Below are 17,375 nucleotides of genomic sequence, written 5' to 3'. Positions count from 1 at the left end.
TTTCATCTTAATTTCCTTCATTATAGCACATATGTTCTTGTTAGACAAGCAGGAATGGTGTATATAGGAAAGCGTACAAACATATGATACAATGGATAAACAAACTGACAAATCTCAGTGCGGGCATCGGCCAGTACGTTTTAGAAAGGGATCGATGTATGCTTTACGTTTCTCCTGCCAAAATCGCAAGCTATTTTTATCATGAGTGCGAGCGGAATTTTTATTTTCAGTCGTTGGCGAAAGAGCGGCGCGGCGAGCTCGATGTGCCGGAAGAGCTGTTTGAGCGGCCCGCGGTGCATCAGGGCGTGCTGCGCCGAGGAGTTGAGTGGGAAGAGGAAGTGATCACGACTCATTTGGCCGGCCAGGTGAAGATGGGGAAGCGAGAGCCTGGCGCGCCGATTTCCCACTGCTATTTGGATGGAGAGGAGACGATCCGCGAGTTGAAGCGGCCGAGCAAGCGATATTTGTATCAGCCGACATTGATCGCGCCGCCGCGCTTTTACGAACGGTACGGGTTGGATCTGAAAGTGATCCGATTTGCGGCGTGCCGTCCGGATTTGATTGAGTGCATTCCGGGGCAAAACGGCTTTGTGTTCCGCATCATCGACATCAAATCATCAGATGTGTTAAAGATTTCCCACCGCGTGCAAACGGCGTTGTACGCCTTGATTTTGTCTTCCGTTTTAGAGGAGCACGGCATTAGGGGCAATGTGGATTGGCGCGAAGCGGGGGTATGGACGTACAAAACCGAGCAGCCGCAAGCAGCGGATATCAGCCAGTTGCTCCCGTATCTCGAACAGTTTTTGGCTGGCGAATTGACGGCGCTGGCTGGGAAGCAACTTGATGAGCTGTTTTGGCATTTGGATTATCGCTGTGAATGGTGCCCGTTTTATGACTACTGTTTCGACAAAGCGCGGAAACAGTCGCATATTTCCCTCGTTCCGTACTTATCGAACTACACGTCCCGCTTTATCCGCGAGCGGCAGCTGCCTGAGACGATCGGTGAGTTTCGCCAATTTCTTGAACGTCAAGAAAACGTAACTATTCAGCCACATCATAAAGTGAGCTGAATATTTTCTTCTTTCCTTGTCTATGATGTGAATATTGATAGACAAGGAGGTGAATCGCATGTTGACGGTACAACAAGCTGTATTTACAGTTGAGAGCTTAATCGGCAAAGTCCAACAACAAAAACAGCTCATTACTCACCAACAACAAGTCATTGAGCAACTGTTGAAAGAAAACAAACAGCTACGCAAAGAAAATGAACAACTGAAGTACCGTGTTCAAGAGCTGGAAGCACGCACGAAAAAAAACAGCTCCAATAGCCATTTGCCCCCATCTTCTGACCGTTTTGAGAAAAAGCGTTCCTCCCGCGAGCCGTCTGGCAAAAAGCCTGGTGGGCAAGAGGGACATGAGGGGAAGACGCTCCGTCAAGTGGAACATCCACATCATCGTGTCGTCCACCGTGTGCATACGTGTCAAGGATGTGGAGCTTCTTTGCGTGAAGTCAAACCGTTCAAAGTCGATATCCGTCAAGTGTTTGATGTCCCTCCTGTGGCGATCGAGGTGACACAACATGAACGTGAAGTGAAATCGTGTCCACATTGTCGATGCGTGCAACAAGCCGAATTCCCATCCCATGTCACGAATCATGTGCAATACGGTCCACGGCTCACGGCGCTCGTTGTTTATTTACATCATATCCAATTGATCCCGTACAAGCGTTTAAGTGATACAATCGAAGCGTTATATCAACACTCGATTAGTACGGGAACTCTTGCCAATATGGTGAAACGAGGACGCGAATCGTTGGAATCAAATATGGACATCATCGAAGACGCCTTACTTGAATCCAACATCCTGCATGTCGATGAAACGAGTTTGCGCATCAATGGGAAACTCGCATGGGTGCATGTCGCGTGTACATCGAGATATACATACTTGGCTCCTCACGCTTCTCGTGGAAAAAAAGCGACCGATGATATCGGGATTCTTCCCCGATATGAAGGGACGATGATGCACGATGCGTTCGGTACGTATCCGAAATACACACATGCCACCCATGCCCTTTGTCATGCCCACCATTTGCGTGAGTTAAAAGGATTCATCGAACAGGGGCATACGTGGGCGATGCGCATGACCACGTTTCTGTTAGCCGCCAAGCAAGCCGTCGAAGCCCATCACGGTGCACTTTCCGAAGAAGAAGCGAGACGGTGGGAACGAGTGTATGATCGCATCCTAGAAAGAGCACAACACCGATTAGAAACGATGACGCCTCTTCCGAAAAAAGCACTCGCTTTTGTTCGACGCCTTCAAAAACGAAAGGAAGAAGCGCTGCGTTTCTTACGTGAAGTACATGTTCCCTTTGATAACAACCAAGCCGAACGCGATCTTCGCATGGTCAAAGTCAAAGAGAACATTTCGGGTACGTTTCGCGAAGAAACATTCGCGCAGTCGTTTTGCATCGCAAGAAGCATCGTTTCCACACTGACGAAACACGAAAAAAACGTGTGGGATTCGTTATGTCTTCTGTTGGCAGGCGAAACGATCGATCGAGTTCTTTCCGCTACCTAGGGCATTTTCTATGACCGAAATGCCCTATTTGTGCTGGGCTTTTTTATACACTAGCACTGGGGTGAATAGTTACAAGAAAACAGGCATGTGCTGAAACAAAACGCCGGGCTGGCGCGCCAACTTCGGCGGCTTGAAGCGCAGCTTGAGGCGATTGCGGAGGAAAAGGTCGTTCCGTATGACCAGGCGGTGACACATATACCGATATGGGAAGACATCCGTCTGATTCTCACCGCGCAACGCGATCCGTTGACGGGCAAGATCGCGGCGGCATCGCTGTACCGTGTTGGTGGAACAGATGTGTTTGGAACGGGATCAGAAATGCATCATGTTATCGCCGGTTCGTTTGAGGAATGCGACGAGGTTGGCCGAAAGCTGGCCGATGCGCTGGACCGCCTGCTTCATACGGTGCACGATTACAACCGGGAGCGAGAGTGGCGGTCGCAAAAATCGGTGCAGGTGTATGTCATCGACAACTATGAATGGGACAATGTGCAGCAGCTACTTCAAGCGCTTTTGTTCGATCCAGACTATAACGAAAAAGCTGTTCGGCTGCTGTCGTATTTTCATAGCAGCTCACTAGCAAGTGCCAGCGACCACCCAAGCGAAATGGTTCCGCTTCCTGTCGTTGTGCTGACAACGGCTGTGAGCCAGCTGTTCGCCTTGCAGGCGCATGTCGCGTACCGTCTTGAAGACTTGTCGCGATATATTGCGGCCTACCATGATTCGCCGTTTCTGTACTCGGCGAGTGAGCGTTTTTCATTTCGTTTGACAAACGCCATGAAACTGGATGTGCTGCACGACGCCTGGCAAACGGGGGACGAGGAAAAACGAAAAGCGGTCGAGAAGGAGCTGAGCCGCCGACTTTGGGCCGCTCACAGCATCATTCAAGGCATCCGTGCGTGGGCCGAGAGCGTCCATCCTTCGCCGCTTATGGTCTGGCCGGAAAAATTTGCGTTTCCTCATTCGGCTGATTACCGTGATCCGCTTGTGTCCAAGCTGGCGTTTATGGCGCGCTATGAGGCGCTATTAAACTACTTGGATATTCGCCAAAAGCGCCTGCTTCCGCTTTCGGAGCGGCTTGAGAACGGAGTGACGCTTCATGTCACGTACCTTGGCGGCGATCGGTTCCGATTGAACAACCGCCAGGCGCTTGAAGCGATCGACCAGAAGGCGAGCTGGCTTTTGACAGAGTGCAATGAGGAAGGAGAAAAGGCGCAACAGACGTTTCCTGATCATAAGTACGCCAGTGAATGGAAGCCGCCCCAATGGGCCAATGTCTATTTTGTCCGCATTTGCGCCATCGAAGATAATGGCAAGACAGCTGAACTCGAGCTCGAGTTGCCCAAATGGCTCGATCGGTTCCCGCTTGTGGAAGGAGAGGAGTATTGGCTGTCGCTTCGGCATGCGGATTTTACCACCCGGCGCGTCTTGCAGGCGTTGCAACAGTTGGATAAGGACAATCATCGCATCTTGGACTTGATTCGCGATCCGATTCGCTATCGGAAAACGTTTCGTCCCAACTGGGATGCAGAGGAAGTCAAGGCGCTTCTCCGCCAAAGCAGGCTGACGAAAAGCCAGCGTCAGGCGTTTCTCCACTTTCTCCGTCATACGTTGACGCTCGTCTGGGGGCCGCCTGGCACCGGGAAAACGCATTTTATTGCCGTCGCTCTTCGGCTGCTTATGCCGATTTACGAAAAGCAGGGGCGAAGGCTTGCCATTCTTGTTTCGGGTTTCACCCATGCGGCGATCGAAAACGTTCTGCGCAAAATTCAGGAGCTTGCGCCGCGGCGCAGCGTCCATATCGCGAAACTTGGTGAGATTCAGACGGAAAACGCCAAAGGAATCGCCGAGGTGGCGGACCGTGACCTTCCCCGATGGCTGGGCAACGGCGGGCATCGGGTGCTTGGCGCCACGCTGTACGGCATTCAAAGGGCGTATGAAAAAGGCTGTCTAGAAGAGTTTGACGTCGTCATTCTGGATGAGGCGTCGCAAATCCGCGTGGCCGATTCACTGTTGGCGCTGCGCCATGTCAAAAAAGCAGGCAGGCTGCTTATCGTCGGCGACCATTTCCAGTTGCCGCCAATCATTCAAGGGACGTATGCGGCCGCGGAAGGGGAACCGCACCTGTTCGACTCGATTTTCCGCCTGCTGTTTGACGCGGATGTGGAGAAGCGGTATACCCGCCAACTGACGGACAATTTCCGCATGAACGAGGCGCTTTGCCGCTACCCGGCCGAGCGGATTTACAGCTCCCAGTATACCGCGTTCACCCGCCAGATTGCCGAACAAACGTTGGCGCTCGCCGATGCCCCAACTGCCGATGAATGGGTGGAAGCGGCGATCGACCCTGACTATCCGCTTGTCGTCTGCACGTATGACGGCGTGTACGGTGCCCAAGAAAACGAGGCGGAAGCGCGCTGGGTGGCGAGCATCGCGAAGGTGTTGCGGGAACGGCTTCTCGACAGCGAGGAAAAACGGTACGATGACTCATCAGAAGGCGACCAAGCGTTTTGGCGCCGCGGGCTGTTTATCATCTCGCCACATCGGGCGCAGATCCGCGCCATCCGCCGTGCCCTTGAACACCAACGATTGCGCCCACCGTTTTTCGTCGATACGGTTGATAAAATGCAAGGGCAAGAAGCGGATGCGGCGATCATCAGCTACGGCGTCGCCGATCCGGAACTGGCTGTGATGGAAGGGGAGTTCATCTACAGTTTGAACCGCCTCAACGTGTCGCTCACGCGGGCGCGGAAAAAGGCGATCCTCTTCCTCTCGCGCCAACTGATGTCGCCGCCGCTTCAGGTGATCGGCAACGAGGAATACCGTGAAGGGGTGAATTTTATGCTCGGGCTCGAGCACTACGCTTCACGGCACGGGGAAACGCAAACGTTTACGGTCGACGGTGTCGCGCTGCGAATGTACCGAGTCAGTTGTCCAAAGATGGAAAACATGGACACTCTATGAAGCTGCTGAGTTTGACAGGAAAAAAGGATGAATCAAGGCGCTGTTCAACTTGAGAAATTCTTTGATGCATCCGAGAATCCCCCATTTTCTTGCTCAAAAAACGCATAAGCAGTCACCATCCGCCATGCCGCCTTCTCCGTTTGTTGGCTCGTTTTGTTTCCATGCTGAGCGCAGCCGCGCACGGTTCGGAAGAGGGGGGCATGGGGGACGGAATGGGGATTGATGTACGAACGGTGAATAGTTGATAAGAAAATTAAGGAAGGAAACCGGCGCGTCATGGCGAAATAATGGAAATAAGATTTGTCGATAAGAAGCACTGTGCTAGGAATACGCGACAAGAGAGGGGGCGTGCCATGGCAAACGTCGGCGGGAGAAGGAAACCGGCAGCGGATGCAAGGCTTGAGGCGATCAAAAAGCTCTTTCCGGAAGTGGTTGTAGATGGGGGCATCGATTGGGAGTTGCTGAAGAAAGTGTTTGGCGGTCACGAACGGCAAGAAGCATATGAGTTCACGTGGCCGGGGAAGGCGGAGGCGAGGCGGCTCGCTGAGCTGCCTGCGTCCGGAGTATTGCGGCCGGATCAGGCAGCGAGCAAACAGTGGGAGACGACGAACAATTGGTATATTGAAGGAGACAATTTAGAGGCGTTAAAGCTGCTGAGGACGTCGCATGCGGGAACCATTCAAATGATTTACATCGATCCGCCGTACAATACCGGAAAAGTGCTCACGTACAAAGACAATTGGCGCAAGGGGAAAGCCGTTGTTCCTAGCGGAATCCAGGAAGAAGCGCGTGCCCATGCCGGCTGGCTCAACATGATGTACCCGCGCCTTTGGGTGGCGAGGGAGCTGTTAGCCGAGACGGGGGCCATCTTTATCTCCATTGATGATACGGAGCAGGCGAATTTGAGAAAAATGTGCGATGAAATTTTTGGCGAGCGGAATTTTGTCGCCACGTTCATTTGGCAGCGGGCGTTTTCGCCCGTGAATATGAACAAGTTCGCCTCGCGCAACCATGATTTCATTTTATGTTATGCGAAAAACATCGATCGCCTGGCTTGGTACGGCTTGCCGCGCCATCCGGAAGCGGATGGGCGGTATGCCAACCCAGACAATGACCCACGCGGTCCATGGACGTCAGGCGATTTGTCGGTCGGTCCGCCGATTCCGGAAAAGATTTATGAGATTGTGACGCCAAGCGGTCGGGTCGTTTCTCCGCCGAATGGGTATTGCTGGCGGGTGACGAAGGAGCGCTTCGCCGAGCTGGCGGCGGATAACCGCATTTGGTTTGGCAAAGACGGAAACGGGGTTCCGCGCCTGAAGCGGTTTTTAAGCGAAGTGAAGCCGACAGTGACACCGCTTACGATTTGGACGCATGATGAAGTGTCCCACTCGCAGGAGGCGAAAAAAGAGTTAAAGGAGCTGTTCGGCGGGCTGGCGGTGATGGATTACCCGAAGCCGGTGAAGCTCATTCAGCGCATGGTGGCGCTGACTACGAGAGATGACGACCTCATCCTCGACTTTTTTTCCGGCTCGGCGACAACGGCTCATGCCGTCATGCAGCAAAACGCTGAAGACGGCGGTCGGCGGTCGTTTCTCATGGTGCAGCTTCCCGAGCCGCTTGCGGAAACGTCAGCGGCGTATCGGGCGGGGTTTCGGACGATTTGTGACATCGGCCGCGAGCGCATTCGCCGCGCGGGAGAGAAAATCGTCCGTGAAACGGGGAAGACAGAGCTTGATATCGGCTTTCGTGTATTTCGGCTCGAGAAGAAATCGAAGCAGCCCGCTCGCTAGGCGGACGGGCTGCTTTTCGATTCGGCTGATGAAAAGCGCTTTGGTAAAGCAGGCGTTGCGTCTATGTTCCGAGTCCCTGATGTCCGTTGTTTCAGGCGCTTTTTACAATGACGGCGCGGCCCAGCGGTGGTCGACAAAGACGTCGTACTCCGCGGCAATCGTTTCTTTGAGCTCCGCCAAGGACGGAATGCCGCCGGCGAAGGTGTACGTGTCAAGGCGAATGAGCGAATACTCGTCGCCGGGGTCAAACACGATGGTGACGACTTCTTCTGTTCCGGCGTCCACTTGCCGGACGGCGTCGTGGCCTTCCGGTTCAACGAGCACGTTTTGATACGTTTCGCGAATCACGTAGTAGCCTTCCTGCAATTGTTCAGTGAATAGATGTTCGATGTCCGTCAGTTCGTGGACAATCATTATTTAAGTCCTCCTAACTTGTGAAATCATTCTCAATGTCAGTATATAACGTAGTCGCTGTCGATATAATAGATGCCGTGGAAAGTTCGAAAAGTTGTCATGTTTGCATGCCAAGCGTAGATAAGGTTGGGTGCAGGATTGATAAGGGAAAATAGCAGCTTCCTGCAAAAAGAAAGCGCCCTCGTGGGAGGGCGATGTCAACGTTTAACCAGTGACACTGCTTGCCTTCTGTCATCGATAGGCTGTTTAGGTGTAAATGATTCATTATTTTGCGATTTCTGTCGGACTGTTATGTTTTGAATCGAAAAGGGTGATTTGTTCATACTCGCCTTCCTTTAATACGCTTTGGTCGTTTTTCATTAAGTAGGTGTAGACACCAATTGCAATGAACAATCCAAATGTCCACGCGTTGTCCCAAAGAAAACGAAGCGGTGGTATGAATAAACCAAGTACAGGAATAGCCACTCCCACAATCAGTGCGTACACCCCGTTTTTGTTAAACCCATTTGCATAATTGTAACGGCCATTCGGTTTGTACAGTTCTTTTAAGTGCAACTGTCTTCGGCGAACGAGCCAATAGTCCGCAATAGCAATGCCGTCAATGGGTCCAAGCAAAGCGGCGTATGTGCCAAGCCAGCCGAATATATAATTCCCAAAGTTGGACATAATATACCATGGCTGCAATAAAATAGCGAATAGTCCTGTGATAATCGCGCCAATTCCAAATGTAATTCGCTTCGGATATAAATTTTCGATCGCTCGGGCAGGGGCAACCACGTTGGCACCCACATTAATAGTTACAGAAGAGATGACAATAATAATAGTCCCTAATAGAATGACAAATGGGGGAAATTTAGCTAACAGCTGCACGGGATCCCAAATGGCTTGACCAAAAATCACAATGGTTGCTGAGGTTACGGCAATTCCGATAAATGAAAAAACAGTCATTGTAATAGGCAAGGATAAACTTTGGGCGACCATTTGTGATTTCTGACTCTGTGCGTATCGGCAAAAATCAGGGATGTTTAATGCCAATGTGGCCCAAAAGCCGATGACGCCAGTTAAACAAGGGAAAAAGACTTTCAAAAATTCACCGGTTGTTTCGAACTTAGAAGGAGTCTCTAAAATCGGTCCCCATCCTCCGGCGTTCGTAAATGCCCAAATGAGCAAAATGATGGAAGAAATCCCGACAACAGGTGCAGCCACTGCGCTTAGCTTTTTGATGCCTTCTGGGCCTCTATAAGCAACGCTGATATTTAAGATCCAAAATAATGCAAATACAATGGCTGTATGTCCCGGTAAATTCCCCCACGAAGAGAATGATGCCATGAGTAATGTGTCAATGGCTTCTGTTCCGATCCACGTATTGATTCCAAACCATCCGGCTGCTACAAGGGCCCGGGCTAAAGTGGGAATATGGGCGCCTTTATCTCCAAACCAAAGCCGGGCAAACACAGGATAAGGAATCCCGAATTTTGTTCCTGCATGAGAGTTTAATAAAATCGGAATAAGGACGATCACGTTCCCCAGAAAAATGGTACCAACAGCTTGCCACCAGTTCATTCCTAAAGCAATCATGCCGCTGGCCATGGTGTATGAAGGAATGCATAAACACATTCCAATCCACAATGTAGCAAAATTGATTCCTTTCCATGAATGTTCTTGCCTTGTTGTCGGACGCAAGTCATCATTCCATAAAGGACTTCCACTGACTTCTTGTGCGGCTTCCTCCGTCAAGACCACAATCCCATTGTGTTCAATTTGTGTTTTCATTCATATCCCCCTTTTTTTAAAAATCCAGTGTATAAAAGAGAAATTTAAGAAAATTCTATCTATACTATGTAAATTTTTCATTATACGATTTGTCAAATAAGAAAAAGAGAAATCTATTCATTATGTAAAATGTGTAACTATTCCTCACATTTTGATGTTCTCAATCCTAGGGAGCAACTTCGTCTAGCTGTATATTTATTTCGCTGAAATTTACATAGTGAACAATCAATGTTTTCTATTATTTAACAAAGTGTATAATGAAAAGCTGGTGATTTACTATGTAGAATATTCTTAAAGTTCAGCCCAATTGTGAAACCAGATAAAATGAAGAAGGAGTGATTGGAGCATGGCTGATCAAGTGACCATTGGTTTGATCCAAGCTTCTCATAATGTGCATGGGGACGAGCCGGTCGAGGTTCATAAGGAAAAGGCGATTGAAAAGCACGTCAAGCTTGTCAAGGAGGCAAAAGATCGGGGAGCACAAATCATCTGTTTGCAAGAGATTTTCTATGGCCCGTATTTCTGCGCCGAGCAAAATACAAAATGGTATGAGGCGGCGGAAGAAATTCCAAATGGTCCGACGACCAAAATGTTTCAGGAAATAGCAAAACAGCTGGGGGTAGTGATCGTTCTACCGATTTATGAAAGGGAAGGAATTGCTACTTACTATAATACGGCAGCTGTCATTGATGCCGATGGAACCTACTTAGGAAAGTATCGCAAACAGCATATTCCGCATGTCGGGGTAGGAAACGAGGGCTGTGGATTTTGGGAAAAATTTTATTTTAAGCCTGGAAATTTAGGCTATCCGGTATTTGAGACCGCATTTGCCAAGATCGGCGTTTATATTTGTTATGACCGTCATTTCCCAGAGGGAGCGCGAATTTTAGGACTAAAAGGCGCTGAAATTGTGTTCAATCCATCCGCTACGGTAGCAGGTCTCTCCGAATATTTATGGAAACTGGAACAACCGGCTCATGCCGTTGCCAATGGCTATTACGTGGCTGCCATCAATCGGGTTGGATATGAAGCACCGTGGAACATGGGAGAGTTTTACGGGCAGTCTTACTTGGTTGATCCTAGAGGGAACTTTGTGGCCATGGGCAGCCGTGATCAAGATGAAGTGGTGATTGGCGTTATGAATAAGAAGATGATTCGGGAAGTGCGCGATATTTGGCAATTTTACCGTGATCGTCGTCCGGAAACCTATAGTGAAATGACGGCTTTACTTCCATAGAAAGCAGCGAGAAAGGGGAGGAGGGAATGACTCTATTCCCTTTCTTTAAAAATGACGCGTGGAGGGGGATGGAGATGGAGCAATCACGTTTGGAAAAGAACTTTGAAGAAGTAGAGCCTGGCTTGACAGATCGAGAAGCAATGGAAGAAGCGAATCGATGTTTGTACTGTTATGACGCTCCTTGTATTCGAGCTTGTCCGACAGGGATTGATATCCCCGCTTTTATCAAAAAAATTGCTTCTGGGAATGTAAAAGGGTCAGCGAAAACCATTATGTTGTCAAACCCGGTTGGCGCCAGTTGTGCAAGAGTGTGTCCGACAGAGGAATTATGTGAAGGGGCTTGTGTTTTAAATCATTCTACAAAACCCATTATGATTGGAAAATTGCAGCGATATGCGACCGATTGGGCGATCCGAAATAAAGAAGTATTATTCCAAGCGGGACGAAAAAATGGAAAAACAGTGGCGGTTGTCGGCGGCGGCCCTGCTGGATTATCATCGGCCAGAGAACTAGCTTGTCTTGGGTATGAAGTGACCATTTTTGAAGCGGAGAACCAAGCAGGCGGGCTAAACACGTATGGCATTGTTTCTTTCCGCCTCCCTCAAAATATCTCGTTGTGGGAAGTCAATCAAATCAAAAGCTTAGGCGTGCAAATCCGCACGAATACAAGGGTTGGTAAGGATATTGAAGTAAACGAGCTCCTAGAAAATTATGATGCTGTTGTTTTAGCTGTTGGCATGGGGAAAGTGCCAAAGTTAGGAATCCCGGGAGAAGATTTGGACGGAGTATATGATGCCATTGAGTTGATTAAAGAGACGAAAACAAAACCGTTGACTGATCGGCTGGTGGGGAAAAGGGTAGTTGTGATAGGTGCGGGAAATACCGCGATTGATGCAGCTACCTGTTCGGTGCGTCTAGGAGCGGGAAATGTAAAAATTTTATATCGCCGGACGAAAGAAGAAATGACAGCTTATGAATTTGAGTATGAGTTTGCCAAACAGGATGGTGTCGAATTTCGCTGGCTAACAGCACCCAATAGGATTATTGGCGACAGTAAGGGCAAGGTTACTCATGTTGAATGCGTTCGGATGGAATTGGGAGAACCAGACGCTGATGGCCGCCGCCGCCCTCTTCCGGTTGAGGGATCGGAATTTATTATGCCGGTTGATGTTGTCATTAAAGCCATTGGGCAAGAGCGCCATATCGAATTGATTGAAGCTTTTGGATTAGAGCATGATCATGGCGTAGTCAAGGTGAATCCTGAAACTTATCAAACGTCGAATCCGAAGGTGTTTGCTTGTGGGGATGTGATTTTTGAAAGAGGAAAAGGCGAAGCGATGGTGGTGGTGGCAGCGCAGCAAGGGAAGGAAGCAGCTTACGGGATTCATCGATATTTGACAAAGGCAGTAAGCGAAACGGCCTAAATGAGAGGAGGGAACGGCAATGGCTGATTTAAGCATTAACTTAGCGGGAATCAAGTCCCCCAATCCATTTTGGCTCGCTTCCGCCCCTCCCACCAATTCGGGGTATCAAGTGCAAAGGGCATTTGAGGCGGGTTGGGGAGGAGCGGTATGGAAAACATTAGGGGAACCTATTTTGAATGTATCGTCCCGATTTGCGGCAATCAGTTTTAACGGACAGCGAGTCATGGGCTTTAACAATATTGAATTAATCACGGATCGTCCTCTTGAGGAAAATTTAAAGGAAATTTATGAGACGAAAAAACGTTTTCCTGACCGGGCTGTCGTTGCTTCTTTGATGGTCGAGCCCAAGCGCGAAAAATGGCATGAGATTGTGAAGCGAGTAGAAGATGTGGGCGTGGATGGGTTGGAACTCAATTTTGGCTGTCCGCATGGAATGGCGGAACGGGGGATGGGATCGGCATCAGGTCAAGTGCCAGAATTGGTCGAACGACAAACATATTGGGTCAAAGAGGTGGCACGCACCCCTGTCATTGTTAAATTAACTCCTAATATTACCGATATTACGGCGACCGCTGAAGCGGCTGCCCAAGGCGGGGCAGATGCCATCAGTTTGATCAACACAATCAATAGTCTCATGGGGGTGGACTTAGATACGTGGAATACGATTCCACATGTAGCAGGAAAGGGGGCGCACGGGGGATACTGCGGTCCAGCAGTAAAACCCATTGCTTTAAATATGGTGGCCGAATGCGCGCGACACCCGCGTATCCGCATTCCGATTTCGGGAATTGGCGGGATCTCCAATTGGAGAGATGCCGTTGAGTTTATGTTAATGGGAGCGACAGGAGTTCAAGTGTGCACGGCGGTTATGCACCATGGGTTTCGGATTATCGAGGATATGATTGAAGGGTTGAATCACTATCTTGATGAAAAAGGAATTGCTTCCGTAATGGATATTGTAGGGAAATCAGTGTCAAAGTATTCTGATTGGGGAGATTTGGACCTCAATTATAAGGTTGTGGCGCGAATTCATCGTGAGCGCTGTATTCAGTGCAATAAGTGCTACATTTCTTGTGAAGATGCTTCCCATCAATGCATTGAGCGTCTCGTAGACGAAAACGGAAAAGAATATTTAAAAGTGCGCGAAGAAGATTGTGTAGGATGCAATTTATGTTCCATCGTCTGTCCGGTTGACGGAGCGATTGAGATGGTCGAAGTGCCAAGCGAACATCCCCCGATGACATGGAATGAACGGCAAGTGGCCCTTGGCCGGCTAAGCGGTTGCAGTGTGGATATCAAATCATTATAAATGAAGGAGGGTATCATGATGACAAAATTGATAAAAAATGGAACAATTGTCACCGCTACAGATATATATGAAGCCGATCTCCTCATTCAAGATGGGAAAATTGCAGTAATCGGGAGAAATTTAGATGAGAGCGGAGCGGAAGTGATTGATGCCACAGGTTGTTATGTGTTTCCAGGAGGCATTGATCCGCACACCCATTTAGATATGCCGTTTGGCGGCACTGTGACAAAAGACGACTTTGAGTCGGGGACGATTGCCGCCGCATTTGGCGGGACGACGACCATTATTGATTTTTGCTTAACGAATAAAGGTGAGCCCCTGAAAAAAGCGATTGAAACTTGGCATAACAAAGCGACGGGGAAAGCGGTGATCGATTACGGGTTCCATTTGATGATCAGTGAAATAACGGACGATGTGCTTGAAGAGCTTCCAAAAGTGATCGAAGAAGAAGGAATTACCTCCTTTAAAGTATTTATGGCGTATAAAGATGTGTTTCAAGCTGATGATGGAACCTTGTATCGGACGCTAGTCGCGGCAAAAGAACTCGGAGCGCTTGTCATGGTGCATGCCGAGAATGGAGACGTGATTGACTATTTAACGAAAAAAGCCTTGGAGGACGGGCATACTGATCCGATTTATCATGCATTAACGAGACCTCCAGAGCTAGAAGGAGAAGCGACGGGGCGCGCCTGTCAATTGACAGAACTCGCTGGTTCGCAATTGTACGTCGTTCATGTATCGTGTGCTCAAGCGGTAGAGAAAATTGCTGAAGCGCGCAATAAGGGGTTGAATGTATGGGGCGAAACTTGTCCCCAGTATCTGGTGCTCGATCAGTCCTATTTAGAAAAGCCGAATTTTGAAGGTGCTAAATATGTATGGTCACCGCCGCTTCGTGAGAAATGGCATCAAGAAGTGCTATGGAATGCCTTGAAAAACGGCCAGCTGCAAACGCTCGGATCTGACCAATGCTCATTTGATTTTAAAGGCCAAAAAGAATTAGGAAGGGGAGATTTTACCAAAATCCCAAATGGTGGTCCTATTATTGAGGATCGGGTGAGTATTCTTTTCAGTGAAGGAGTGAAAAAAGGGAGAATTACCCTCAACCAGTTTGTTGATATTGTATCAACAAGAATCGCCAAATTGTTTGGTCTATTCCCGAAGAAAGGAACCATTGCCGTCGGTGCGGATGCGGATTTAGTCATTTTTGATCCAACGGTTGAACGGGTGATTTCAGCCGAAACACACCATATGGCTGTGGATTATAATCCGTTTGAAGGGATGAAAGTAACAGGGGAACCTGTGTCGGTTTTATGTAGAGGAGAATTTGTGGTACGTGATAAACAATTTGTCGGGAAACCGGGGTACGGCCAATATGTTAAACGCGCGAAATATGGGGCGCTAATGGCCGACCAAGATGTGGTGAAAATGTTCTAACGTAAATAAATCATTGAACACCAACAAGCTGTGCCTGGCGGTAAGGATGCGGGTCACGACGAGAAGCGGGGGGTGTGTGATGACTTACCATCAGTTTCTACGTGAGCGAGAAAAGATCGATTACTTAATTGAACAAGGATACTATATGAAAAGCGTAAAAGAAAATTTAAGCGGATCGTTTGTTGAATTTGAGAAAGAAGACTCTTTGTCAGAAACAAGAGATATCCAAACACTGCATATTACAAACGCTGATGCACGCAAATATTTTTCGTCATTATTAATCCGCCAGCTCAGAAAACACCACGAATAGAGAGAAGAGCGATGCACATCGCGATAAGCGCCGGAACGAGCTCCTCTATATATCCTCAATCATTATAGAGGCAGGGCCGGCGCTTTGATTTTCATGAAACAGAGCGCGAATCGCCTAAATGAATGTCACATCTCATAACATAAAACGAGATCGATGATGTTGCTTTCTGTATAATGAAACGTAGAAGGCCATATATAGCCAAGCCGTTACATAAAAATTTGTGATAGAAGCAGGAGCGACCGTTTACGCTGCCTAATATTAAAATGGCATTGCCATGATTGGTGTAAGGGGAGTGAAACAAAGTGTATGAAGACTCCTACATTAACGGTTTCTGATATTCTAAAGCGGAAACATTTTGAACATGTTGAAGTGGTTGCAGGGCATAATGGGCTCAACCGCACTGTAAAATGGGTTCATGTTGTCGAGGTTGCGAAAATCCATCATCTGTTAAACGGAAAAGAGCTGATTTTATCTACTGGGGTAGGATGGAAGGAAAATAAGGAACTGTTTCGATCGTTTGTAGAACAGCTTATCAACTGTGACGCTTCGGGATTATGTATTGAAATCGGTATGCATACTCCTTCTGTTCCGCAAGAAGTAATCGATTTAGCGAATGCGCATCACTTTCCGATCATTCTCTTTCTCAAAGAAGTGCCTTTCGTTGAGATCACCCAAGACATCCACACTTATTTAATTAACCAACACTATGAAATCATCTCCGGACTAGAATCATATTCACAGCAATTAAACAAAAAATTACTTTCAATGGACCATTATAGTGAAATTTTAAAACTATTGCACCACTATTCGGGACATCAAGTGGTTTTTAAAATAAACGGCAGAGAGGTGGAGATATTTCCTAAATATAGCAAAACATTTAAGGAAGAACAGTTGATAGTTGACGACAACGCAGCTTCCAAGAAAAGAGTGGCCACCCAACCGATCCAATTTCTCGGGAATGAATATGCCGAGCTATCCATTGTGTCAACCGGAAAGGAAATCAGCGAATTTGATCTGCTGATTTTGGATCGTACGGCAACTGCGCTGGCACAGCATCTGCTTCGTGATTTGTATGTCGATGAAAAAAAGAGAGTAGAAGAAAATGAGTGGTTGAAAAGCTGGCTAGAGGGAGAGCATCCCATTGAAAATGTGTTTAGTTATTTGGCTGAGTATGGGGCAGAGCCAAATCCAAAAGGAGGGACAGTGCTTGTTGTCCGTTTTAAATCTTCAATGAAGCAATGCTCGAATTTAGACATGATTTATTTTAAAATGCTATGCCGGACGATTTTTGAACAACAAGGTTTTTCGACATTTCCTGTCGATTTTCACAGCAGCATCGTATTTATTATGATCAATAACAGGGAAATGAAAACATGGAAAAGTCGAATGAAAATAGGACTGAATTCTTTGCTTGAATCGGATTATATTCAAAAGAAGAAATTACCTCAATTTGTTGTCGGGGTCGGAAAATTTATCGAAAATGTTTCTCATATGGACAAAAGTTATCGGACGGCTTTAGAGACGATCAAAATTCAACATCATCTTGGCGGCAGAGCCAATAGCTGTTTTTATGAGGATTTGCATATCTATCGAATTATTTCCCTTATTCATAAATACAATGATTTGTATGAAGTTGTCATGGAATACTTAGAGCCTGTTCTTCAATACGATGAAAAATATAATGGAAACTTGTTGGAAACGTTAAAGGTATATTTGGCGTGTAACGGTTCAAAAAAAGAAACCGCACAAAGACTATTTGTCGTTAGGCAAACGCTGTATCATCGAATCCAAAAACTAGAGTCGCTTTTAGGAGAGGATTTTATGAATCCGGAAAAACGGCTCGCTATTGAGTTTATGATCAAGGCATATGAATATTTACAATCGCAAAGTATGGAAAACAAATATGTGCAGCATGATCGGTTGCGAAGATTGTAAGTAAGAAGTCTCCCCCCTGAGAAGCGAAAAGCAGAAGATGCCGTAGGCTTCTAGGGGGATTTCTTTCGTAAAAACATCCATGAGCAATTTTTTGCTCTCCACCGACATGAAAATCTCAGTCCAAGGCGCGCACATTTTCAAAATTTGGTCACATTGTGGAATAAATAGGCTAATCGCTTTTACGCTTTGTCTAGTGAAGGCAATCAAA

Annotated in this window: 10 protein-coding genes and 2 pseudogenes; 10 read left to right on the top strand and 2 right to left on the bottom strand. The window is 47.7% G+C overall.

The features are described from left to right. Nucleotides 1-158: 158 nt before the first annotated feature. The 4 genes and pseudogenes from CD000_RS08150 to CD000_RS08135 all read left to right on the top strand — a co-directional run. Nucleotides 159-1,034, top strand: a pseudogene (locus CD000_RS08150) (PD-(D/E)XK nuclease family protein); the annotation flags it as partial. A 94-nt stretch (nucleotides 1,035-1,128) separates the two neighbouring features. Further along, nucleotides 1,129-2,577, top strand: coding sequence for an IS66-like element ISGst1 family transposase (locus tag CD000_RS08145; protein WP_096225413.1), 1,449 nt, complete (start codon nucleotides 1,129-1,131; stop codon nucleotides 2,575-2,577). A 72-nt stretch (nucleotides 2,578-2,649) separates the two neighbouring features. Continuing rightward, a pseudogene (locus tag CD000_RS08140) lies at nucleotides 2,650-5,541 on the top strand (DEAD/DEAH box helicase); the annotation flags it as partial. A gap of 353 nt (nucleotides 5,542-5,894) precedes the next feature. Then, entirely contained in the window at nucleotides 5,895-7,331 is a 1,437-nt protein-coding gene (locus tag CD000_RS08135) for a site-specific DNA-methyltransferase (RefSeq protein ID WP_096225412.1), read from the top strand. Between the two features lie 102 nt (nucleotides 7,332-7,433). Here the strand turns inward: CD000_RS08135 and CD000_RS08130 are convergent, their stop codons facing one another. Together CD000_RS08130 and CD000_RS08125 are read right to left on the bottom strand one after the other, a co-directional pair. Then, nucleotides 7,434-7,745, bottom strand: a complete 312-nt coding sequence (locus CD000_RS08130; protein ID WP_096225411.1) for a hypothetical protein — start codon at nucleotides 7,743-7,745, stop codon at nucleotides 7,434-7,436. A gap of 264 nt (nucleotides 7,746-8,009) precedes the next feature. After that, nucleotides 8,010-9,518, bottom strand: coding sequence for an NCS1 family nucleobase:cation symporter-1 (locus CD000_RS08125; RefSeq protein WP_096225410.1), 1,509 nt, complete (start codon nucleotides 9,516-9,518; stop codon nucleotides 8,010-8,012). A gap of 346 nt (nucleotides 9,519-9,864) precedes the next feature. On the opposite strand from CD000_RS08125, the gene CD000_RS08120 reads away from it, so the two are divergent. The 6 genes from CD000_RS08120 (at nucleotide 9,865) to CD000_RS08095 (ending at nucleotide 17,167) form a co-directional block, all read left to right on the top strand. Next, nucleotides 9,865-10,755, top strand: coding sequence for a nitrilase-related carbon-nitrogen hydrolase (locus tag CD000_RS08120; RefSeq protein WP_096225409.1), 891 nt, complete (start codon nucleotides 9,865-9,867; stop codon nucleotides 10,753-10,755). A gap of 26 nt (nucleotides 10,756-10,781) precedes the next feature. Continuing rightward, nucleotides 10,782-12,179, top strand: a complete 1,398-nt coding sequence (locus tag CD000_RS08115; protein ID WP_369806552.1) for an NAD(P)-dependent oxidoreductase — start codon at nucleotides 10,782-10,784, stop codon at nucleotides 12,177-12,179. A 19-nt stretch (nucleotides 12,180-12,198) separates the two neighbouring features. Continuing rightward, on the top strand, nucleotides 12,199-13,488 hold the full coding sequence (gene preA / locus CD000_RS08110) for an NAD-dependent dihydropyrimidine dehydrogenase subunit PreA (protein ID WP_011230918.1): 1,290 nt from the start codon (nucleotides 12,199-12,201) through the stop codon (nucleotides 13,486-13,488). A gap of 18 nt (nucleotides 13,489-13,506) precedes the next feature. After that, nucleotides 13,507-14,922: a dihydropyrimidinase gene (gene hydA / locus CD000_RS08105; protein ID WP_096225408.1), complete on the top strand. Its 1,416-nt coding sequence runs from the start codon at nucleotides 13,507-13,509 to the stop codon at nucleotides 14,920-14,922. 79 nt (nucleotides 14,923-15,001) lie between these two features. Further along, nucleotides 15,002-15,232, top strand: coding sequence for a hypothetical protein (locus CD000_RS08100; protein ID WP_011230920.1), 231 nt, complete (start codon nucleotides 15,002-15,004; stop codon nucleotides 15,230-15,232). Between the two features lie 306 nt (nucleotides 15,233-15,538). Next, complete coding sequence (locus tag CD000_RS08095; RefSeq protein ID WP_013523524.1) at nucleotides 15,539-17,167, top strand: PucR family transcriptional regulator; 1,629 nt, start codon at nucleotides 15,539-15,541, stop codon at nucleotides 17,165-17,167. Nucleotides 17,168-17,375 lie beyond the last annotated feature (208 nt).

The organism is Geobacillus sp. FJAT-46040, from assembly GCF_002335725.1.
In the GTDB taxonomy this organism is placed as follows: Bacteria; Bacillota; Bacilli; order Bacillales; family Anoxybacillaceae; genus Geobacillus; species Geobacillus thermoleovorans.
This window is presented reverse-complemented; position numbering and strand designations above follow the sequence as displayed.